22 protein-coding genes are annotated in these 21,444 nt (G+C 69.4%); 6 read left to right on the top strand and 16 right to left on the bottom strand.

The features are described 5' to 3' along the window. Positions 1-84 precede the first annotated feature (84 nt). On the top strand, positions 85-948 hold the full coding sequence (locus IEX91_RS02385) for a DUF6414 family protein (RefSeq protein WP_188876888.1): 864 nt from the start codon (positions 85-87) through the stop codon (positions 946-948). Positions 949-1,391: 443 nt separating this feature from the next. Beyond that, a complete protein-coding gene (locus IEX91_RS02380; protein ID WP_188876887.1) occupies positions 1,392-2,624 on the top strand; it encodes an ornithine cyclodeaminase, nickel-pincer nucleotide-dependent in 1,233 nt (410 codons plus the stop codon). 37 nt (positions 2,625-2,661) lie between these two features. Here IEX91_RS02380 and IEX91_RS02375 read toward each other — a convergent pair whose 3' ends face one another. From IEX91_RS02375 to IEX91_RS02335, 9 genes are all read right to left on the bottom strand, one after another. Next, complete coding sequence (locus IEX91_RS02375; RefSeq protein ID WP_188876886.1) at positions 2,662-4,056, bottom strand: FAD-dependent oxidoreductase; 1,395 nt, start codon at positions 4,054-4,056, stop codon at positions 2,662-2,664. Between the two features lie 246 nt (positions 4,057-4,302). After that, on the bottom strand, positions 4,303-4,497 hold the full coding sequence (locus IEX91_RS02370) for a cold-shock protein (RefSeq protein WP_188869115.1): 195 nt from the start codon (positions 4,495-4,497) through the stop codon (positions 4,303-4,305). A gap of 188 nt (positions 4,498-4,685) precedes the next feature. Continuing rightward, on the bottom strand, positions 4,686-5,759 hold the full coding sequence (locus IEX91_RS02365; protein WP_188876885.1) for a deoxyhypusine synthase: 1,074 nt from the start codon (positions 5,757-5,759) through the stop codon (positions 4,686-4,688). 39 nt (positions 5,760-5,798) lie between these two features. Next, positions 5,799-6,563 carry a Nif3-like dinuclear metal center hexameric protein gene (locus IEX91_RS02360; protein ID WP_188876884.1) on the bottom strand — a complete coding sequence of 255 codons (765 nt, stop codon included), beginning with the start codon at positions 6,561-6,563 and terminating at the stop codon, positions 5,799-5,801. A 152-nt stretch (positions 6,564-6,715) separates the two neighbouring features. Beyond that, positions 6,716-7,564, bottom strand: a complete 849-nt coding sequence (gene speB / locus IEX91_RS02355; RefSeq protein WP_188876883.1) for an agmatinase — start codon at positions 7,562-7,564, stop codon at positions 6,716-6,718. Between the two features lie 4 nt (positions 7,565-7,568). Then, complete coding sequence (locus tag IEX91_RS02350) at positions 7,569-7,949, bottom strand: translation initiation factor IF-5A (RefSeq protein ID WP_188876882.1); 381 nt, start codon at positions 7,947-7,949, stop codon at positions 7,569-7,571. Positions 7,950-8,005: 56 nt separating this feature from the next. Continuing rightward, entirely contained in the window at positions 8,006-9,655 is a 1,650-nt protein-coding gene (locus tag IEX91_RS02345; RefSeq protein WP_188876881.1) for an ABC1 kinase family protein, read from the bottom strand. A 1-nt stretch (position 9,656) separates the two neighbouring features. After that, positions 9,657-10,007 (bottom strand): Hsp20/alpha crystallin family protein, encoded by a 351-nt coding sequence (locus IEX91_RS02340; RefSeq protein WP_188876880.1) that lies wholly within the window; start codon positions 10,005-10,007, stop codon positions 9,657-9,659. A gap of 50 nt (positions 10,008-10,057) precedes the next feature. After that, positions 10,058-11,011 carry a hypothetical protein gene (locus IEX91_RS02335; protein ID WP_188876879.1) on the bottom strand — a complete coding sequence of 318 codons (954 nt, stop codon included), beginning with the start codon at positions 11,009-11,011 and terminating at the stop codon, positions 10,058-10,060. 157 nt (positions 11,012-11,168) lie between these two features. On the opposite strand from IEX91_RS02335, the gene IEX91_RS02330 reads away from it, so the two are divergent. Next, complete coding sequence (locus IEX91_RS02330) at positions 11,169-12,410, top strand: molybdopterin molybdotransferase MoeA (protein WP_188876878.1); 1,242 nt, start codon at positions 11,169-11,171, stop codon at positions 12,408-12,410. Between the two features lie 34 nt (positions 12,411-12,444). Next, positions 12,445-14,316, top strand: a complete 1,872-nt coding sequence (locus IEX91_RS02325; RefSeq protein WP_188876877.1) for a molybdopterin biosynthesis protein — start codon at positions 12,445-12,447, stop codon at positions 14,314-14,316. An 86-nt stretch (positions 14,317-14,402) separates the two neighbouring features. Here the strand turns inward: IEX91_RS02325 and IEX91_RS02320 are convergent, their stop codons facing one another. From IEX91_RS02320 to IEX91_RS02295, 6 genes are all read right to left on the bottom strand, one after another. Beyond that, positions 14,403-15,056: an HAD family hydrolase gene (locus tag IEX91_RS02320; RefSeq protein WP_188876876.1), complete on the bottom strand. Its 654-nt coding sequence runs from the start codon at positions 15,054-15,056 to the stop codon at positions 14,403-14,405. 34 nt (positions 15,057-15,090) lie between these two features. After that, complete coding sequence (gene lwrS, locus IEX91_RS02315) at positions 15,091-15,465, bottom strand: LWR-salt protein (RefSeq protein WP_188876875.1); 375 nt, start codon at positions 15,463-15,465, stop codon at positions 15,091-15,093. Then, entirely contained in the window at positions 15,466-15,741 is a 276-nt protein-coding gene (locus IEX91_RS02310) for a 4a-hydroxytetrahydrobiopterin dehydratase (protein WP_188876874.1), read from the bottom strand. A 46-nt stretch (positions 15,742-15,787) separates the two neighbouring features. Then, positions 15,788-17,107 carry a glutamyl-tRNA reductase gene (hemA, locus tag IEX91_RS02305; protein ID WP_188876873.1) on the bottom strand — a complete coding sequence of 440 codons (1,320 nt, stop codon included), beginning with the start codon at positions 17,105-17,107 and terminating at the stop codon, positions 15,788-15,790. After that, on the bottom strand, positions 17,104-17,769 hold the full coding sequence (locus IEX91_RS02300) for a precorrin-2 dehydrogenase/sirohydrochlorin ferrochelatase family protein (protein ID WP_188876872.1): 666 nt from the start codon (positions 17,767-17,769) through the stop codon (positions 17,104-17,106). The genes hemA and IEX91_RS02300 overlap by 4 nt, the downstream gene beginning before the upstream one ends. Before the next feature lie 98 nt (positions 17,770-17,867). Continuing rightward, complete coding sequence (locus tag IEX91_RS02295; RefSeq protein ID WP_188876871.1) at positions 17,868-18,293, bottom strand: DUF5778 family protein; 426 nt, start codon at positions 18,291-18,293, stop codon at positions 17,868-17,870. Positions 18,294-18,451: 158 nt separating this feature from the next. On the opposite strand from IEX91_RS02295, the gene uppS reads away from it, so the two are divergent. Beyond that, on the top strand, positions 18,452-19,375 hold the full coding sequence (gene uppS, locus IEX91_RS02290; RefSeq protein WP_188876870.1) for a polyprenyl diphosphate synthase: 924 nt from the start codon (positions 18,452-18,454) through the stop codon (positions 19,373-19,375). 73 nt (positions 19,376-19,448) lie between these two features. Here uppS and IEX91_RS02285 read toward each other — a convergent pair whose 3' ends face one another. Beyond that, on the bottom strand, positions 19,449-20,057 hold the full coding sequence (locus tag IEX91_RS02285; RefSeq protein WP_188876869.1) for an undecaprenyl diphosphate synthase family protein: 609 nt from the start codon (positions 20,055-20,057) through the stop codon (positions 19,449-19,451). 91 nt (positions 20,058-20,148) lie between these two features. On the opposite strand from IEX91_RS02285, the gene IEX91_RS02280 reads away from it, so the two are divergent. Beyond that, complete coding sequence (locus IEX91_RS02280) at positions 20,149-21,444, top strand: DUF92 domain-containing protein (protein ID WP_188876868.1); 1,296 nt, start codon at positions 20,149-20,151, stop codon at positions 21,442-21,444.

Here is a 21,444-nt window from a genome sequence, read left to right as displayed (position 1 = left end):
GTGAGGCGTTCGAGCAGGATTGAGTATTCCTTATGAGTCTGTACCAAAGCAACCCTTATTCAATTAGCATCTGACCGGCTAACTATGACAAATCAACTCAAGGAGTTTGTCTATTTGAACGAAGTGAGTATAAACAACCATCTTTCATCGATGGGCAGAGGTGTGCCTGAGGAGGTCGTACAGCAATCAGGGGAGGAGACGGAGACGAGTGGAAATGCGAAAGTGGGTATCCCGAGTGTAGGTCTCGGGGCAGGCGGAAAAAGGAGCTACCTCGATTCGGACAACTTAGAGACGAGAATAACCGTTACTGGCCCTTATCGATTTCAGGAACTTCGTGACGAGATTGAGGACGCGGGAATTTCCATACATGACGGGAGCAATCCAGACGAGCTATCCAGAGGCGATGTTGTAGAGGTGTCTGGGAAACTGAAACCGATGTCTCTGTTCAAATTCGAGATAGCGTTTAAAGCATTTCTCGACATCATGGATAATGAAACTCAACAGTACTTGCAGGAGATTGATTATCAGGACCAACAGGTGCAAGAAGAGATATCCAAAGAGGACGTTGAGGAGTTGAAGAACATGCTCAACCTGATACAGAGATTTGCGGGGGATAAGATTCCGTTACGAGTTGACGTGGGCGGTCACCCATTTGGTATTCCCCTTGACCGAAATCACATGAGAAGTAACCCGGAGAGGGCGTTCTTCGAGGATAGGGAGTATACCGTGTTTGGTCGAGTAGAAAACCTCATTCAGGATGAAGAACAGTGGGACCCCGCAGCAGTAACGGATATTATCGACACGTACATTCCACAGGAACAGACCGGAGAAGAGATGCGGACCATACTCAAGCAGGTTTCGAGGGAATTCAATATGCAATTGAGCGATGAAGATTTCATAATCAAGTCTGCAGGGAGCATTGTCCACCCAATTGCAGTTCACTGGTAGCGGTCACTCATACAATTCTAAGGAACGTACTCGGACGAGCCATTTTAGACAACCTTCTATTCCGGAGGTTCAAGAACGAGAGAACGGAAGTGATCGATTCTCACTGTGAAACTCATATCTCGACTAGTGGAGTCGTAACCTCGATAGTAGTGACTGGGGCCTATGTGACGCCTCAGAGTGTACTCTATTCGCCTTTTGACTACGACTGTCCTCTCTCAGAGGGTAGTAGACACGATTCTCTGACGTTCGTACACTTCTTCCTGCAAATGTATGGATAGAAAGCTGGCCTCGGCACTCATAGGGCTCCTCATAGCGCGGGTGCCACCCCGGGCTCGGCCCGGTGCGCTCGTCATCGGCCACCGTGACGTATCGCGGCGGCGCGTAAAACGCCACCGTCGCGCGCTCGGCACAACCGTAATCCCGGCCCGGGACGACGAGTCGGTATGACCGTTTCGCGGACCGTCGAACTGGAGGGGCACATCATCGACTCGGGGACGATGCAGCGCTGTTTCGAGGTCATCATGGACCTCGGTGGGGACTTCGACGTGGAGGCGTTCGACGTCGGACGGGCGAAGGACGAGGAGTCCTACGCGCGACTACGGGTGCTCGCGCCGGACGACGCGACCCTGCAGTCGATCGTGCACGAACTCCACCAGTCGGGAGTGAATCCAGCGGATCCGGAGGACGCGACGTTGACGCCCGCGCCCGCGGATCGCGTCGTGCCGGCGGGGTTCTACTCGACGACGAACCACCCGACGGACGTGCGCGTCGGGGGCGAGTGGATCGAGGTGGCGGACATCGAGATGGACTGTGCGATCGTCGTCGAGGATCCGGAGGGCGAGCCGACGGCACGCACGCAGGTCCTGAACGGGATCGAGGCGGACGACCTCGTGGTGACGGGCGAGGCGGGGATCCGCGTCCGGCCGCCGGATCGGCCGCGGGACGCCTCGGGCGCGTTCGGCTTCATGCGCGGCGGCGTCTCCGCGGAGCGCCCCTCGGAGTCGCGCATCCGGAAAGTCGCGGAGGCGCTCGCGGCGGTGAAGGCCGAGGGGGGGAACGTCCTCGTCGTCGCCGGCCCGGCGGTCATCCACTCCGGCGCGGGCGACGCGCTCGCCGAACTCGTCCGCGAGGGGTACGTGGACGCGCTCTCCGCCGGCAACGGCTTCGCCACGCACGACATCGAGCGCGGGCTCTACGGGACGAGCCTCGGGATGAACATCGAGACTCTGGAACATCCGCGCAAGGGCCACAAGCACCACATCTACACGATCAGCGAGATCGTGCGGGCGGGCGGGATCGCCGAGGCGGTCGACGACGGCCTCGTGACGGAGGGCGTGATGTACGAGTGCGTCCAGAACGACGTCGATTACGTCCTCGCGGGGTCGATCCGCGACGACGGCCCGCTCCCCGACACGATCACGGACACCGTCGAGGCGCAGGGCGAGATCAGACGGCAGGCCCACGAGGCAGACATGGTCGTGATGCTCTCGACGCTCCTTCACTCCGTCGCGGTCGGGAACTGCTTGCCCTCCTCGACGCGCGTCGTCTGCGTCGACATCAATCCCGCGACGGTCACGCAACTGTTGGATCGCGGGAGCGCGCAGGCGGTCGGTCTCGTCACCGACGTCGGGACGTTCGTGCCGACGCTCGCCGACGAGTTACTGGGCGACGACTAAGCCGGTCGAAGCCGAAGAGAGCGGACGTGAGGGAGCGTCACTCGTCTGCGGCGTCGCCGGGCGTGGCCGCGATGCCCTCTTCTGCGGGATCGTCGGCGCGCGGGAAGGCCCCGATGGTGTCGGCGCGGAAGGCCTCCTCGTCGAACTCGTAGTCCGCGTCGAAGAAGTCCATGATCGTGTGAGTGTCGCGCATGGCGTTTTTCAGACAGGTGGAGGCTCCCGGGGAAGGCGTGATGTTGAAGATGACGTCGTCACCGACGATCTTCGCCTCGCCCATGTCGAGGGAGTAGGTCTCCGTGTTGACGATCTGCGGGCGGACGCCGCCGTACCCCTCCGCGCGCTGGATGTCGTCGAGTTCCATCGTCGGGACGACCTTCTGGACGTCCGGGAGGAAGGCCCGCCGGCCGATCTCCGGCAGGTCGTAGATCAGGTTCCGGATGACGAACGGGAAGAGGATGCGATCGGCGAGGATGTTCGCGTAGCTGACGAAGGAGGGGAGGGAGAGGCCGAAGACGTCGAGGAAGTCCGCGACGGTCCCGAGGCGACCGCGTTCGAGCGTCGGGACGACCTTCGCGGTCGGGCCGAAGCGCGTGATCGAGTCGTCGTGAACGTCCGCGTCGCCGTGGACGGCGGCGAACGGGAGCTTCTTCATCTGGAGGGTGTAGACCTTCCCGTTCAGCGGGCCGTCCTCGGCGAGGAAGAAACTCCCCGCGACGGGGAGGAGCGCGAGGTTCTCACCGTACCCCATCTCCTTCGCGATCTGGAGGCTGTGCGAGCCCGCGGCGACGACCGCGACCTCGCAGTCGAAGGGGCCGCGATCAGTCGTGAGGGTGTAGCCCCGCGTGGTCTCCGTGATGTCCTCGACCTCGGTGTCGAGGAAGACGTCGACGCCCGCTTCCTCTGCCGCGGCCTCGACGAACGACTGGGCAGTCGCGCCGTAGTCGACGACGTAGCCGTCGGGCGTCTGGAGCGCGAGCAGGTCGTCCTCGGGATCTCGACCCTCGACGACCTTCGGTTCGACCTCCGCGATCTCCTCGCGGCCGATCGGGCGGAGCTTCGGGAAGAGATCGCCGAAGCCCTCCTCGTGGTAGCGTTTCTCCAGGCTCTCGACCTCCTCGTCGCCGACGCCGAGAACCATCTTCGAGCGCTTCGAGTGCATCTCGCGATCCTCGTCGTGGTTCTCCAGGTAACCGGCGAGGAGCTCGGCACCCTCCTTGACCTCCTCGGCCTTCTCCAGGGTGTAGTTCGTCTCGATGTCCCCGAAGTGGAGCGTCTGGGAGTTGTTCGTGTGGTGGGAGTTGATCGCCGCGATCTCGTCTTCTTTCTCCACGAGCGCGACCGACTCGACGTCGGTGAACTTCGCGACCGTGTAGAGGAGCGATGCGCCACTAATTCCGCCGCCGACGATGACTAGGTCGTACTCTCCGGACATGGTTAAAGGTGGGTCGGGCTATCTCTGTGCTCTCGCTCCACCCGCTTAACTCATGTTCTATCGGCGCGTCAGCGCCCGACGACCGTCGAATCGAGGGTTCGACGGTCGTGTAAGAAACGGCGAGTCGAGACGCGGAGCCCGGAGAGGCGATCCGAGGACGCCCGGTCGAACGCCGTCGCTCGCGGGAGTAGTGTACGACAAAACGAAAGTGTGCTGCGTCGCCCGGGGGCGACGGTGTGAACGGACTTACGAGCGGACGACGTTCGTCGCGCGCGGGCCCTTGGGGGCGTCCTCGATTTCGAAGTCGATCTCGGTCCCCTCGGTGAGGTCCTCGCCGCCGACGTCTTCCATGTGGAAGAACACGTCCTCGTCCGCGTCGTCAGTCTCGATGAAACCGTAGCCGCCCGTGTCGTTGAAGAAGTCAACCGTACCGTGTGCCATTACGAATAAACGAACGTCCGGGGAAGGGATAAGTCCTTCGTGACTATCGTTCACTATGCGCCATCGGGTATACGAATGACCGATTCCAGTGCTGATCGGGGAGTGCGTGCCCACTCAGTCGGTTCCGGAGGCTGAAACGCCCGGAGCCGGTGATGGATCCCGATGTTACGGGTGTATCGACGGTTCCATCACTCGATGCGCTCGCGCGTCGCCGCCGTCACGAGCGGGAGGGTGATCGTCGCGTCGCCGACGACCGTCGCGTTCGCCGCGCTCGGTTTCAGCTTCCCCCACGAGCGCGCCTCGTCGAGCGACGCCCCCGACAGCCCACCGGTGTCCGTCGAATCCATCGTCAATTGGACGGCGTAATCGTACGCCTCGGGGACGACGAGCATCGTCTGGAGGACGTAGTTCTTCGGGACGCCGCCGCCGACGAGCATCGCACCCGCGCGCTCCGCGTCGAACGCGATGTCCGTGAGGTGCGTCATGTCCGAGAGCGCATCGAGCGCGAAGTCGGACGTCTGCGAGTACATCCACGCCTGCAGGCCGAGGACGGAGTCCTGGATCGCCGGGACGTAGATCGGGACGTCGTTCTCGTAGGCCGCGGCGGCGATCCCCCCGCCCTCCTCGACGTCTGCCGTCGCGTTGCGCTCGCTGTTCGCCCGTCCGAGCGCTTTGGTGAACTCCTGGATCGAGACCGTCCGCTCGACCGTCGGGAAGACGTGGTCGCGGAGATGGGACTCGAAGAGCGCGAAGTGCTCTTGGGGGAGGTAGACGTTGTAGATGCGATCGACCTGCTCCTCGCGTAGCGACTCGTCGTAGTCGCGTTCGCTCATCCCGCGGTGCTCGTCGTCGGCGCTCATGCGGTGGTCGTCGGGGCCCGCGTGGCCGTGGTGGTGTTTCCCGCCGATCGCCTCGATCGTGTCGTGCGTCAGGTTCGCGCCCGTCGTGACGAGCACGTCGATGTGGCCGTCGCGGATGAGGTCCGCGACGATCTTACGCATCCCCGTGGGCACCATCGCGCCCGCGAGGCCGAAGAAGTTCGTCACGTCGTCGTTCCCGAGCATCTCCGCGTACGTGTCGACGGCGTGCGAGACGTCCGCCGCCCCGATCCCCGCGTTCCCGTACTGCTCGACGAGCTCGCCGACCGTCATCCCCGAGCGGACGTCCGCGTGCCCGAGCGGGTCGTGCTCGAACTCCTCGCGTTCCGGCGTTTCATGGCCCTGCTCTCCGTCGTCACCGTGACCGTCGCCGTGGTCACCCATGGCGGGAGTGAGGGGCGACGACGATTTGAAAGACCCGACTCAGAGCCCGGTCGGCGCGTCGAGGTACGTCGTCTCGACGCCCCACGAGTCGGCGAGGTCCATGAGCGATCGCACGCCGAACGTCTCCGTCCCGTAGTGCGTCCCGCAGAAGACGTTGACCCCCGCCTCCTTCGCCTCGTGGTACGTCTTCCCCTTCGGCTCGCCCGTCACGAACGCGTCGACGCCTGCGGCGACGGCCTCGTCGAGGAAGTCCGCGCCCGCGCCGGTCAGGATCGCGACGTCTTCGATCGTCTCCGGGCCGAAATCGAGACAGCGAACGCCCGTCCCGCCGTGGTCGAGTTCGTCGTCGAGGAGCGCGTTGACGTCCGCACGCGCGAGCGCGTCGGCACTTCCCCGCAGGCCAGCCGTTTCCGGGCCGACCGACCCGAACCCCTCGACATCGGTGAGACCGAGGAGGTCCGCGATTCCCGCCGCGTTCCCGAGTTCCGGGTGGCCGTCCAGGGGGAGATGGGAGACGTAGAGCGCGACGTCGTGTTCGATCAGCGGCGCGATCCGGCCGTACTGGCGGCCCGTCACGCGCTCGATACCGCCCCACGAGAGGCCGTGGTGGGTGACGAGGAGGTCCGCGCCCGCGTCGGCGGCCGCCGCGGCCGTCTCCGCGACCGCGTCGACGGCGAACGCGGCGTGCGTGATCTCGCGGTCCGCCGGGCCGACCTGCAGGCCGTTCGCGGAGGCGTCCACGTCCGCGTAGTCCTCGGTTCGCAGTCGCTCGTCGTAACGCGAGACGATCTCGGAGAGCTCCATACGGGAAGGCGAACGTCCGGCGTCAAGAAAGTGGGAGTTCAAACGCGAGGGAGGGGCCACGCCGAGGCGTGCGCTGAGAACTGCGCGTCGGCGGCCGCCGCGAAACGGTGGTGTGGCCCTCGACGGAACGCGAAACGCCACCCGTTCGCCGCCTACTGGTCGTCGCCAGCCGACGCGTCGTCAGCGGCGTCCGCGTTCGCGTCGGCGTGCGCGAAGACGAAGTCGCGGAGGAGTTTCGCCGCCAGCGTCGCCGCCTGGCCGTCGTCGCGGTCGTTGACCTCCACGACGTCGACGCCCGCGGCGTGGGGCGCGACGGCGCGCACGACGTCGCGGAGCTCGCGCGACGTCAGTCCGTAGGGTTCGGGCGTCCCGGTTCCCGGCGCGTACGCCGGATCGGCGGCGTCGACGTCGACCGAGAGGTAGACGTCACGGCCGGCGAACGCGGCCGGCGGCGTCCAGTCCGCCACGGCCGCCGGTTCGACGACGGTCACGTCGTCCGCCTCGGCGCGGCTCCACTCCGCTTCACTCCCGGAGCGCGCCCCGAGGATGACCGCCTCGTCGGCGGTATCGAGGGCGTGACGCGTCACCGTCGAGTGGCTCCACGGGTCGCCGTCGTACGCTTCCCGGAGGTCGAGGTGGGCGTCGCAGACGACCACGACCTCGGGGTCAATCGCGCGTATCGGCCCGAGGGACACCGTGTGTTCGCCGCCGATCACGAGGGGGATCGCGCCGTCGCGGACGACCTCGCGGCAAACGCTGGCGAGGTAGTCGCAGTACTCCTCGGCGTCGGTCCACGCGTGGACGTTGCCGCGATCGGCGACGCCGAGGGTCGAAAAGGACTGGTCGGTCGCGCGGTCGTAATCCTCGAACGTCTCGGCGAACCGGCGGACGCGTTCCGGACCGAAACGCGCCCCGGGCCGAAAGGACGCGGAGACGTCGAGCGGCGCGCCGACGACCGTGTATGCGGGAGCAGAGGGGTCCGCCGTCGCGCCGGGGAACATCCGGTTACTGGAGGACCTTGCGCTTGCCCTCCCACTCGAGGTACTCGATCTCGTCGTCGGGGCTGACCTCGACGTCGCCGGGGATCTCCATCGTCACGGTCTCGTAGGTCTCGAGGTCCATGACCTGAACGACGGTGTCGGACTCCTTAGAGACGATCTGGCCCTGCTTACGGTCGATGATCGGCACCCAGATCTTCGCGTCGACCGGCTGGCTGAGCGAACGGCGCTTGCCGTCGAAGACCCCGCGGGCCTCGATGCGGGCCTTCGCGCTCCCGTGCTTCCCGGGCTTGGCGGTCGAGTAGCCGTCGATCTTACACGCGGCGTCCTCGACGATGACGTAGTTGCCTTCCTGGAGGTCACGGACTTCCTTCTGCTCTTTCGCCATGCCTCCGGGTTCTCGCCTGCCGGGTATAAACGGTTTGGAACGCGCCAGCGCCCCCGTCAGCGCCCACCACGCCCGGCGGCGAGGCCGGCCGCGCCCCGTCCACCGCGCGGCCGTCGGAAGGACCGCCAGCAGAGGAACCCGACCCCGAACGTCCCGACGCCGACGGCGAGCGCCGCGGTTTCGGCCGCCGTGGCGTACAACAGCCCCGTCGAAACGGCGCCGGCGCCGAACAGCAGGCCGGTGACGAGGCGCTTGGCGAGGGCGTCGAGCGATCCCGTCGAGTCCTCGACGGCCGCCTCCACGTAGAAGTCGTTGCGGTCGATCCGATCGAGCGCGCGTTCGAGCTTCGGCGCGAGGTGCAACGAGGAGCGCGCCGACGCGGCGAGCTGATTACCCGTCCCGGCGATGAGCTCCCGGGCGCCGCGCTCGTAGTACCCCTGCTCGCCGAGGTAGTCGGTGGCGACGGAGACGAAGTCGAAGTCGGGGTCGAGGGTGAGACAGACGCCCTCGACGACGGTGGCGACGCGGAGGACGAGCGCGAGGTTCGGCGGGAGGCGGAGGGGGAACTCGTACATCGTGTCCTCGACCTTCGAGACGATCTGTTGGACGCGGTACTGTTCGACGTCCTCGCCACGCGCGTCCGCGATGGCGAGTTCCATCACCTCCGCCATCGTCGCGCGGTCGGCGTCGGGGCTCAGCGTCCCCATCTCGATGAGCGTATCGAGGATGGCCTCGATGTCCTGGTTGGCCACGGCGACGTAGAAGTCGACGATGTGGTCTTGGACCTCCTCGTCGACCCGTCCGCTCATTCCGAAGTCGTAGAAGACGATGGTGCCGTCGTCCTGCACGGCGAGGTTCCCCGGGTGTGGGTCCGCGTGGAAGACGCCGTCCGTGACGATCATCTGGAGGTAGGTGCGCTCCAGCGACTCCGCGACCGCGTGCCGGTCGATGTCGTGGCGTTCGAGTTCGGCGGTGTCGCTGATCTTCGTCCCGGGGACGTAGCGCATCGTCAACACGCGCTCGCCCGACCGTTCCTCGTACACCTCGGGGATGACGACGTCGGGGTCGTCGACGAAGTTCGCGCGGATCTCCGCGAGCATCGTCGCCTCGCGGGAGTAATCCATCTCCTGGCGGAGCGTCGTCGAGAACTCGTCGGCGACGTTTCGGAGGCTGAACGCCCGCGCGTCGTCCACGAAGAAGAGGAGCGCGGGGAGCAGCCACTGGATCGCGCGGAGGTCGGCCTCGATGAGGGCCTCGATCGCCGGTCGACGGACCTTGACGGCGACACGTTCGCCCTCGTAGGTGGCGGTGTACACCTGCCCGAGGCTCGCGCCGCTGATCGCCTCGGTGTCGAAGTCCTCGAACGCCTCCTCGACGGGGCCGACCGTGTCCTCCAACACCGCGCGGGCGTCGTCCCAGTCGGCCGGTGGCACTCGGTCCTGTAGCTGGGTGAGCTCCTCGACGTACACGGGCGGGAGGACGTCCGGGCGGGTCGAGAGGAGCTGACCGAGCTTGATGAACGTCGGCCCGAGCGTGAGGAGGTTCTCGACGAGTCGCTCGGCGCGCCGGCGCTGTCGATCCGTCGAGACGCTACGGCGGCCGCCGAAGAGGAGAAAGCGGCGCCGGTCGCGCGCGTACGACCAGACGAGGGGGAGGAAGCGCCAGCAGACGACGACAAACCGCCAGTAAGCGCGCAGCGACGCCACGCTACTCCTCGACGGGGACGGTGGTGGCCTGCCGGTCGGCTTTCGGGACCGTCACGTCGAGTTCGCCGGCGTCGAGCGTCGCGGACGCCCCCTCGCCGACCGCGTTCGGCGGGAGCGGGACGTCGAACTCGACGAAGAGCGGGCGCTCCTCGCGCTCGTAGCGGAACCCGTCGGGCACGTCCTTGCCGCGCCGGGCGTCGACGTGGAGCCGGCAGGGGTGGACGTCGAGCGTGAGGTCGTCGGCGGAGACGCCCGGGAGGTCGAAGACGAGCCGGTATGCGTCGTCGCTCTCCAGGAGATCGACGAAGACGGCGTCGGGGAGTTCCCGGAGCGCCTCGCGGAGACGATTCATACTCGCTCGTTGGGACGCCGGGTCGAAAAAAGGCGGTGGTCGAACCGGCGCTACGCGACGACCGACGCGACGGCGGCGTCGAGCGCCGCGCGGATCCCGTCAGTCGACGGGAGGGCGGCGTTGGCGTTACCGTTCGCGTTCGCGTTGGCGTTCCCACCGGCGTTACCGTTCGCGTTGGCGTTCCCACCGGCGTTACCGTTCGCGTTGGCGTTCCCACCGGCGTTACCGTTCGCGTTGGCGTTCCCACCGGCGTTACCGTTCGCGTCACCGTCGTCGGACGCACTACCGCCGGCGTGCGCGCCGGCGTCCGCGGACGCGCCGGCATCGGCGTCGCCGTCGTCTGTTTCTTCGGCATCGGAGCCGTCGTCGTCGTCAGCCTCGTCGGCGTTCGACTGGCCGTGCTCCTCGGCGTTACCGCGTTCCGACGCGTTCGCGTGACCGTTTGCCGATGCGTTGGCCTGACCGTTCGCCGACGCGTTAGCCTCGCCGCCGGCGACGTCGCTGACCGCGGCACCGAGATTCGACACGTCACCGCTCAAGAACGCGTTGATGAGGCCGTGGATCGACGAGACGCGGTCCGGCGCCTGAGCCGGCATGTCGGTCGGCGGGCCGGCGCTCGCGTTCGTCTCGTTCTCGTTGGTCGTTGTCGTCGTGTTCTCAGTCGTCGTTTCGTTAGTCGTGGTCTCGTTCTCCGTCTTCGTCTCGTTGGTCGTTGTCGTGTTCTCAGTCGTTGTAGTCGTCGTCTCGTTGGTCGTCGTCGTGTTCTCAGTCGTCGTTTCGTTAGTCGTGGTGTTCTCGGTCGTGGTCGTGTCCGCCGTCGCGGTCGTCGTCTCGTTCGCCGCGACGGTCACGTTCCCGGTCGCGTTCGTGTCAGCCGCGAGGTCGCCGTCGACGGTCGCAGCCGTGGTGGCTCCCGCGTTGGTACCGATGGTCGCCGCGCTCGCGCCGCCCGCGGTGACGAGCAGCGCGACGAGCGCGACGGTGCCGAGTTTGGTGAGCGTCATTGGTCGTGCCTCCACCCGGGCCGTGGGTCGCAGGGGTATTGAACGGTGTCGACCTATACGGCGGTTTGAGTGCCGTTTAACCCGATTTAACTCGGTTTAACGGTCGGGCGTGGGGTGATCCCGGGCGCTTTTCGGCTGGCGGGCCCTAGTCGTTCGCATGACCGGATCACACGACCGCCGGCGCGCCGGGTTCAAACAGCGCACCCGGGTGGCCGAGGCCCGCGCGGCGCTCCGCGAGGCCGTCGCGCCCCACGGGCGGACGGAGACCGTCGGGGTCGCGCACGCGGCCGGGCGGACCCTCGCCGCGCCGACTCGCGCTGCCCGCGCCGTCCCGGGCTACGAGCGCGCGGCGATGGACGGCTACGCGGTGCGCGCCGCGGACACCGTCGGCGCGAGCGATCGCGACCCCGCGGTCCTGCGGGCGGCCGAGGAGATGAGGCCGAACGCCGCCGTGCGCGTCCACACGGGGAGCGAACTCCCCGACGGCGCGGACGCCGTCGTGATGATCGAGGCCGTCGAGGAGTACGGCGGCGACGTCGAGGTGCTGGACGGCGTCGCGGTCGGCGAGAACGTCGGCGCGCCCGACGAGGACGTCGCGGCCGATCAGCGCCTCCACGACGCCGGCCACCGGCTCCGCCCCTCCGACCTCGGGCTGTTGAAGGCGAGCGGCGTCGGCGAGGTCGAGGTGTACGACCCACCGTCGGTCGCGGTGATCCCGACGGGCGAGGAGCTCGTGCAATCCGACCCCGAACCGGGCGAGATGATCGAGACGAACGGCCTCACCGTCTCGCGCCTCGTCGAGTCGTGGGGCGCGACGGCGCGCTATCGGGACGTCGTGACGGACGACGCCGACGCGCTCCGGAAGGCCATCAGCGGCGACGTCGACGCGGACGTCGTCGTCACCACCGGCGGATCGAGCGTCGGCGAACGCGATCTGACGCCGGACGTCGTCGCGGACCTTGGCGACCTCGTCTTCCACGGCGTCGCGCTCAAGCCCGGCCATCCCGTCGCGGCCGGGGTCGTCGACGACACGCCGGTGCTCTGTCTGCCGGGCTACCCCGTCGCCTGCATCGTCAACGCCGTCCAGTTCCTCCGGCCGGTCGTCAAGGACGCCGGCGGAATGCCCGTCCCGGCGTTCCCGAGCGTCGAAGCCGAGCTCTCCGGCAAACTGCGGAGCGAGCCCGGCGTGCGGACGTACGCGCGGGTGACGCTCGACGAGGGGAGCGAAACGGACACCGAGGGCAAGGGGCGCCCACGCGCCGAGCCGGTGCACACGAGCGGGTCGGGCGTCCTCTCGACGGTCGCGCTCGCGGACGGCTGGGTCGTGATCCCCGAGTCGGTCGAGGGGTACGCGGCCGGCGAGACCGTCACCGTCGAGCAGTGGGAGGTGGAGCCGTGAGCCCGACGATTCGGCGACGCACGGGGGAGAAGCGATGACAGACCGCAAGGAGTTCCGCGACCTCGCCTCGCCCGAGGAGGCGCACGAGATCGTCGCGTCGCTCGATATCGCCCCCAAGCCCGAGACCGTCCCGATCGACGACTGCCGCGGGCGAGTGCTCGCCGAACGCGTCGACGCGGGGATCGACGTACCGGGGTTCGATCGAGCGTCGATGGACGGCTACGCGGTGCGCGCCGCGGACACCGTCGGCGCGAGCGAGCGCGATCCGGTCGTCCTCCCGCGCGTCGGGACCGTCCACGCGGGCGTGGAGCCGGACGTTTCGGTCGAGGCGGGCGAGTGCGTCGAGATATCGACGGGGGCGGTGTTGCCCGACGGCGCGGACGCCGTCGTGCCGGTCGAGCGAACGCGGGAGGCCGACGACGGGAACGGCGGGATCGCCTTCGAGACGGCGGTCGCGCCCGGCGACAGCGTGATGGCCGCGGGCGCGGACGTCGCCGCGGGCGAGCGCGCCCTCGGCCCCGGCACCCGCATCACGCCGCGCGAGATCGGACTGCTCTCCGCGCTCGGCGTCGCCGAGGTGCCCGTTCGCGGGACGCCGACGGTGGGCGTCGTCTCGACCGGCGACGAACTCGTCCGGCCGGGCGAACCGCTCGATCACCGCGCGGGCGAGATCCACGACGTCAACAGCTACACCATCGCCGCGGCCGTCGAGGAGGCGGGCGGCGAGGCCGTCCTCTACCCGCACGCGGGCGACGATTACGACGAGCTCGAACGCCAGCTCCGGACCGCGGCCGACGACTGCGATCTCGTGTTGAGTTCGGGCTCGACCTCCGCCTCCGCCGTGGACGTCGTCTACCGCGTCATCGAGGAGCGCGGCGACCTCCTCCTACACGGCGTGTCGATCAAGCCCGGGAAGCCGATGCTCGTCGGCCGCCTCGGCGGGGCCGCGTACGTCGGTCTCCCGGGGTATCCCGTCTCTGCGCTCACGATCTTCCGGACGTTCGTCGCGCCCGCGATCCGCGAGGCCGCCGGTCGCCCGGAGTCAGAGCGCGCGACCGTCACGGGCCGCCTCGCCGACGGGGAGCGCTACGGTCAGGGCCGCACGCGCCTCATGCCGGTCGGCCTCGTCGCGGACGGTGCGGGCGAGACGCTCGTCTACCCCGTCGACAAGGGGAGCGGCGCGACGACGTCGCTCGTCGACGCGGACGGCGTCGTCGAAGTCGACGCCGACACGGACTATCTCGCGGCGGGTGAGCGCGTGACCGTCGAGCTGTTCTCGCCGGACGTCCGCCCGCCCGCCGTGCTCTGCGTCGGCGAGGACGACCCGCTGTTCGCCCGCGCGCTCGACGGCGTGCGCGAGCCACGCTACCTCGCGACGGGGACGCGCACGGGGTTCCGCCGCCTCCGCGACGGCCTCCCGGACGTCGTCGTCGCCAGCGGACCCGACGAACCGGACGCGGCGACCGCGGAGCTCGCCGCGTGGACGCGCGAGTGGGGCCTCGTCGTCCCCGCGGGGAACCCCGCCGACGTCTCGGGTCTCGTCGACCTCGCGGACGCTGACGTCGACTTCGTGAACCGAACAACGGCGAGCGGCCTGCGCGCGACGTTCGACGCCGCGCTCGACGAGGCGGGCGTCGACCCGGCCGCGATCCGGGGGTACGAGCGCACCGTCCGCGCCCACGAGTCCCCGGCGCGGACGGTCGCGCGCGGGGACGCCGACGCCGGCCTCGCCCTGCGCGCGAGCGCCGCGAAGCTCGACCTCGGGTTCGTCTCGGTGGGCGCGGAGCGCGTTCGGGCGCTCGCGAACCCCGACCGCGCGGACAAGGCGGGCGTCGGGGCGCTCGGCGACGCGCTGACCGGTCTCTCGGGGCTCGTCGCCGATCTACCGGGCTACGAGGACGCGTAGCGTCACGGCCGATACGGGTGTCTTGGGACGGGTGGTTCGGACGGCGGCGCGAGCGTCGGTAGCGAGGCGGCGCGCGTCGCGCCCCGTCAATCGCTTCCGCTCGGGGAGCCCGCGAGGTCGTGGAACGACTCGACCCGGTGGTCGCCGAGGACGCAGACGCCGCGACGATCCGGGTCGTGGCGCTCGACGTGAATGGAGTCGAGACCGGCGTTCGCGGCGGCGTCGACGTCGCTCGTTCCGTCACCCGCGTAGACGCCGTGCGCGGCGGCGTCGACGCCGAGGTCGGCGCGCGCGAGGTGGAGCGGTTCGGGGTCCGGCTTGAACCCCGTCTCCTCGTCGCAGGGGAGGACGACGTCGAACCAATCGCGGACGTCGAGTCGGTCGAGGACGACGTCGGTGATCGGCGCCGGGCAGTGCGTGACGAGGCCGACGGGTCCGTCGAGGGCCGCCACGAACGACGCGTCGTCGTAGAGGTAGGTGGCTTCCGCTCGCGCCGTCGCGTCGTCGATCTCGTCGAAGACCGGCCAGAACGTCTCCGGGTCGTACCCCCACGCGCGGAGGCTGTCGTCGCGGTCCCCGCCCAGACCGTGCCAGAGCACTTCCGCCTGCCGATCGCTGAAGGTGACGCCGAGTCGATCCTCGACGCGGTCGAAGGTCTCACGGACGTACGTCCACTCCGTGTCCACGAGCGTCCCGTCGAGGTCGAGCAGCCAGTAGTCGTAGGCCGGGCGCGTCTGCATTCTGATAGAGGGAGGGCCCGGATCGGGAAGTGGTTTACTCCGAGTCGACTTCGAGACTGCTCCCGAGGTACTTGCGTACGACCTCGTCGACGGTGTCGGCGCGGAAGGCGTCGAGGTCCGCCGCGATCGCCGCACGGAACGCCTCCCGGTACGCCGCGTCCACCTCGAAGGCCCGGTAGTCGACGTTGAGGACGGTGACGCCGCCGAGCGCCGCCGCCGTCAGCTCCCGGAAGTGCGACTCGTCGGCGAGGTCGCCGCGCCAGAGGTTATCGCGGAAAAAGAGCCATCCCTCCTCGCCGGGTGTCTCGGCGGGCCGGGAGAGGCGCGTCTCGAACTCGTCGGGATCGACGGTCACGTCGCGCGTCGGGTCGAGGCGAAAGCGGACCCCGAAGACGTACCGCCCCTCCATCTATCGGATCGCGTCGCACTCCGCCGCGAGTTCGAGGTCCTGTTCGGTGACGCCGCCGGCCTCGTGACTCGTGAAGCGGACCTCGACGGTGTCGTACTCGATGACGATCGTCGGGTGGTGGAAGGCCTCGTCGGCGAGGTCGGCGATCTCGCTCGCGAACGCGACGCCCGCGAGGTAGTCGTTGAAGTCGTAGCTACGGACGATCTCGTCGTCGACGTACTCCCACTCGGGGGGGAGTCGGTCCTCGATCTCCTCGTCGGTGAGTGGCGCGCTCATACTCGTGGGGACGGCGGCGACCCCCAAAACGATGGGGGCCCGCGTCTCAGTCGTTCTCGGTCTCGGCGGCGGCGAAGCGCGGTGACTCCGCGCCGTCGCCGAAGGCCGGATCGGCGCCGTCGATGTCGGGATCGAAGAGCCGGATGGCGGTGGCGATGGTCTCCCAGTCGTCCTCGCCGGCGGCCTCGCGGAGGCTCCGGGTCGGCGCGGCGAGGAGTTGCGAGACGAGCGCGTCGGCGAGCGATTCGACGACCTCGCGTTCGGCGTCGCCGATGCCGCCGTCGCTCGCGGCGTCGAGGCGGGAGAGCGCCGTCGCGACCTCCCGGTCCTTCGTCCGCTCCGCGCTCTCGTACATCTGCGCGATGACGGCGTCCGCGCGCTTGCGCTTGTACTGCGAGAGGAGACGGTCGAGTTCCTCGTCGACGATGGACTCGACGGCGACGGCCGCGCTCGCCCGCTGTTCCCGGGTCTCGTCGGTGACGTCCTCTAAGTCGTCGAGGTCGTAGACCGCCGCGTCCGCGTCGTCGGCGACGGTCGGGGCGACGTCGCGGGGTTGACCGAGGTCGACGTAGAAGGTCTCGCCCGCGTCGTCGGCGACGGCCGGGGTGACGACGGGACCGTCGCTCCCGGTGGCGGCGACGACGACGTCGGCGTCCGAGAGCGCGCGCGGGAGGGCGTCGAGGCCGACGGCGCGTCCGGGGGCGTCGAGGTCCGCGACCACCCACTGGGCGCGCTCCGGCGTTCGGTTGGCGACGACGACGTCCTTGACGCCCGCGGCGTCGAACGCCCTCGCGGCGAGCGATCCCATCTCGCCCGCGCCGACGACGAGCGCGCTCGCGTCCGCGAGGTCGAGTTCCGAACCGGCGAGGTGAACGGCGGCGCTCCCGAGGCTGACGACCCCTTCGTTGATCGCCGTCTCGGTGCGCGCGCGTTCGCCGACGTGGATGGCCTTCGTCACGCCCTCTTCGAGGACGGGACCGATGTCGCCCGAATCGACCGCCGTCTCGTAGGCGCGACGCACCTGCCCGAGGATCTGGTCCTCCCCGAGGACGAGCGACTCGATGCCGGCCGCGACGCGCATCAAGTGACGCAGGCTCTCCTCGTGACCCGAGTCGACGGCCGCGGGGTGCTCGCCGAGGCCGACGGCGTCGAGGGCCCGGCGCCCCGTCTCCGGGTCGGTGGTGACGACGTACGCCTCGACGCGGTTGCACGTCTGGAGCGCGTACGCCTCCTCGACACCCCCCTGGGCGCCGAGCTCGTCGAGCAGAGCCGCGGTGCTCTCCGCTCGGGCGTCCTCGATGTCCTCGACGGTCGCCTCGGGGCGGGCGACGCGGACGCCCGAGACGACGCTCGTGTTCCGGTTCACGTTGTGTACTCCGTGTCGACGACGTCCGTCACGATCCGCCGGACGGCGTCGTCGACCGCTTGGTCGCTCTTGGTGTCTGCGCTACGTAAAGCCTTCCAAACCGGTTCCGATCGCACGACGGCGCGGAGCGCGTCGCGCCGCTCCTCCGGGGGGACTCCCGCGGCCTCTAGGTCCGCTCGGAGTCCCGCAGTGAGGTCCGCCATCGCCCCGGCTCCGTCGACCGCCTCGCCGATTCGCTCGCGGAGGCGTTTGGCGAGCGCGGGACTCGTCCCGCCGGTCGATACCGCGATCGTCACCGGGTCGTCCCGGACCGTCGCGGGAACGGTGACGTCGTCGAACGCCCGCTCGCCCGCGTGGTCGGCGCGGTTCACGAGCGCGCCCGCCGACCGGGCCGCCGCGGCGACCGTCTCGTTCGTCCCGCCGTCGTCCGTCGCCGCGACGACGAGCGCCGGGTCGAGGCGCGACAGCCACGCGTCGAGCGTCTCCCGGTCCGCCCGCGCGCGCACGAGTTCGGCGTCGCCGAAGTCGGCGGCCGCGAACGCGGGGCTGAGGACGACGGTCCGCGCCTCGCGGGCGAACCGCCGAGCCCTACGCGCGCCGACCGTCCCGCCGCCGACGACGAGCACCGACTCGTCCGTGAAGTCGAAGGCGAGCGGAATCACGCGCGTCCACCTCGCGCTCGGCGCCCGGCACGCGTCCGTCGGGGAAACGCGGTCGTCGGTCCGTCGCGCCGAGGACGCCGGGTGTGCATGCGCATCCACTAGGCCGCGTTCCAGCCGTCCTCGGTGACGCCGACGACCCCGACGGCGTCGTCGAGCGCTTCGAGGTCCGCGACGACGGCGTCCACGTCGTCGCCGGCCTCCCAGTAGAGCACGAGGTCGTAGGTGTCGTCGCGGATGAGCTGCTGGCACTCCCAGACGAACTCGTCGCCCTCGACGGTGCGCCCCTGGTGTTGGTTCACGCCGAAGCGCTCGTCGTCGTTGCCGGAGTAGACGTAGGTGTCGCTCGCGTCGACGCCGGCGTGTTCCGCGACGACGTCCCCGGCTTCGAGCGTGAGACGGTGGAGGAGGCTCTCCGCCTCGTTGTCGAGGTCGGTGTGGACGACCGCCCCGTGGAGCGTGATCTCGCCGGGTTTCAGCAGCTCGACCGCGCGCCGGTAGAGGTCCGCGTTCGCCGTCTCGGTCATGTTGGGGCTCACGCGAGTCCGAACTAAAGGGCTCACGGTCCGCGCGTCGCGGATCGGGAGACGGGGCGGAGCGAGACGGGGCGGGGCGGGACGAGGCAAGGCGGAGCGAGACGGCGAGAGGGCAAGGCTCATGCCGACCGGCGCGAAACCGAGGTCGTATGCGAGGGTGGCTCCGCCGCCGCTTCGACGCCGCCTACGAGCGTCTCCTCCGACGCGAGATCTCGGGCGCACCGGCACACGTCGCGGTCATTCAGGACGGGAACCGGCGGTACGCGCGCGAGCGCGGCGAGGACCCGAGCGACGGCCACCACGCGGGCGCGGAGACCACCGAGCGCGTCCTCGACTGGTGTGCCGACCTCGGCGTCGCGGAGCTCACCCTCTACGCCTTCTCGACGGAGAACTTCGAGCGCCCCCGGGAGGAGCGCGAGCGCCTCTTCGACCTCCTCGAAGCGAAGCTCCGCGAGTTCGCGGACGCGGAACGCGTCCACGAGCAGGGCGTGCGGATCCGCGCCATCGGCGAGGTCGATCGCCTCCCGGAGCGCGTCCGCGACGCCGTGGACTACGCGGAACGCCGCACGGACGGATACGACGGTTTCACGCTGAACGTCGCGCTCGCGTACGGCGGTCGCGCGGAGCTCCTCGGGGCCGCCCGCGACGTCGCGCGCGCCGTCGATCGCGGTGCCCTCGATCCGGACGAGGTCGACGTCGCGGAGATCGAGTCGCGCCTCCACGACGACCGCGTCCGCGACGTCGACCTCATCGTTCGCACCGGCGGCGACGAGCGGACGTCGAACTTCCTGCCGTGGCACGCGAACGGCAACGAGGCCGCCGTCTTCTTCTGTGCGCCCTACTGGCCGGCGTTCTCGAAGGTCGATTTCCTGCGCGCGATCCGCACCTACGAGTCCCGCGAGGCCTCCTGGCAGCGCGCGAAGGCCGAACGCGCCCTCGCGCTCGTCCGCGCCTTCGGGAGCGTGGAGCTGGGGGAGGCCCGCGACGTTCTCGCGCGCCTGCGCGAGTCGCTGCCCGCGGGGGCGGACGTCGACGTCGAGGCCGAGGCCGAGAGCGAGTCGCGCGCGGACTGACGGGTCCGCGCGGCGCCGTGGCACGACGACCCGACCAGCGCGCGTGAGCGTGAGCGCCGCGGCCGACTCCGGGTCAGCGCCCGAACCGCCGCTGTCGGTCCTGGTACTCCCGGATCGCGCGCAGATAGTCCCGCGCCCGGAAGTCGCGCCAGTTGACGTCGGTGAAGTAGAGCTCGGAGTAGACGGACTGCCAGATCATGAAGTCCGAGAGGCGCTCGGCCCCCGTCTTGATCAGGAGGTCGGGGTCCGTGGGGAAGACGAGGTGGTCCTCGACGGTGGCCTCGTCGACGTCCTCGGCGTCGAGGGCGCCGCGATCGACGTCCTCGGCGATCGCACGGACGGCCTCCGCGAACTCGTGTTTGCCGCCGAGGCCGATGCTCACTTGGATCGGCGCGTCGGCGCGTTCGGTGTCGTCGGGGCCGCGGAGCGCGATCTCGCGGGGGCTATCGATCGCCGTGAGCTCGCGTTCGAGCGTCGCGACGACGGCGCGATCGAGGACGCTCACGGAGACAGTGACGCGGGACGCGCCGTACTCGACGGCGAGGGAGAGGAACCGCTCCAACGTGTCGTAGGCGCCGGCTTCGAGGAGGTCGCGCTCCGTGATGACGAGCGCGACGTGGTCGGGGACGGCGGCGTCGGCGCGCCGGACGCGCCACGACTGGTAGCGATCGTAGAGGCCCACGCGACGAGATGGGACGCGAGCGCCCCTAAGTCTCACGTCCCGCTGCGTCGTTCGGGATCCTTAAGTACGGCGGCGGTGATAACCGCCGGTAGTGACTCTGCCGCTCCGTCGAGCCGCGGCGTACGCGCTCGTCTCGACGCTCGCGCTCGCCGCGCCGCTGCTCGGGCGGTTCGCCGCGGCCCCGTTCGTCGCCGTCGCCGTGCTCGCCTACGCGGTCACCGACGGTCCGGCGTTCCGGCTGTTCGCCTACCCGTGGGACGAGAACGCCGGCCGCCTCCGGTCGCTCCTCGGGTTCGCGCTCGCCGCGACCGGCCTCGGCGTGCTCGTCCCCGCCTTCGACGTCGGCGTCGGGGCGTTCGCCGCCGCGGTCCTCGCGCTCGGATACGGCGACTTCGGGCGGCGCCTCGTCCTCGAATACCGGGAGCGCGCGCTCGCCGGGAGCGTCGGATTCGTCGCCGCGTCGCTCGTCGGCGCGCTCCTCGGTCAGGTCGTCGTCACGGCCGCGCTGACGCCGTTCATGGCGTTCCTCGCGGTCAGCGCCGCGCTGCTGGCCGGCCTCCTCCGCGAGACGTTCACGGAGCGGGATTACCCGTACGTCGTCCTCTCCGTCGGCCTGGTCTGTTGGCTGTTGACGCTGCTCGACCCGGCGCCGTCGTGGACGCGGATCGCCGTCGCCGTCGCCCTCACCGTCGTCTTCGGGGGCCTCTCCTACGGTCTCGGTGCGGCCTCCGTGACCGGGATGCTCACCGGGGTGTTCCTCGGGGTGCTCGCGCTCGTCCTCGGGGGCTACGGCTGGTTCGCCGTGCTCGTGACGTTCTTCGCCGTCGGCGGCCTCGCCTCGAAGTACCGCTACGACGAGAAGCAGGACATCGGCGTCGCGGAGGAGAACGACGGCGCGCGGGGGAGCGGGAACGTCCTCGGGAACTCGCTCGCGGCGGTGGTCGCGCTCCTCGGCTACGCGGCCGGTCCCGCGCTGGCCGTCCCCAGCGCGCTGTTCGCGCTCGCGTTCGCGGGCAGCGTCGCCGCGGCGCTCGCCGACACGCTCTCCTCGGAGATCGGCACGCTCTACGGCCCGCCACACCTCGTCACGACGTTCGAGACGGTCCCGCCGGGGACCGACGGCGCGGTGACGTGGCAGGGCGAGCTCGCCGGGATCGCCGGCGCGCTCGTCGTCGCCGCCCTCGCCGATGCGCTCCTCGGGTTCTCGACCGCGGGGGCGACGCTCGTCCTCGCGGGCGGCGTGGTCGGGATGACGGTCGACAGCCTCGCCGGCGCGACCATCGAGGGCGGCTACGTCGGCAATCAGACCGTCAACGCGCTCGCGACCGGCTGCGGTGGGCTGGCGAGCGCGCTCCTCGCGCTCGCCCTCGGGGTCGTGGCGTTCTGA

The organism is Halarchaeum nitratireducens, from assembly GCF_014647155.1.
GTDB classification, from domain to species: Archaea; Halobacteriota; Halobacteria; order Halobacteriales; family Halobacteriaceae; genus Halarchaeum; species Halarchaeum nitratireducens.
Note: the sequence above shows the minus strand (reverse complement) of the source record. Positions and strands in the feature narration are given on the sequence as shown.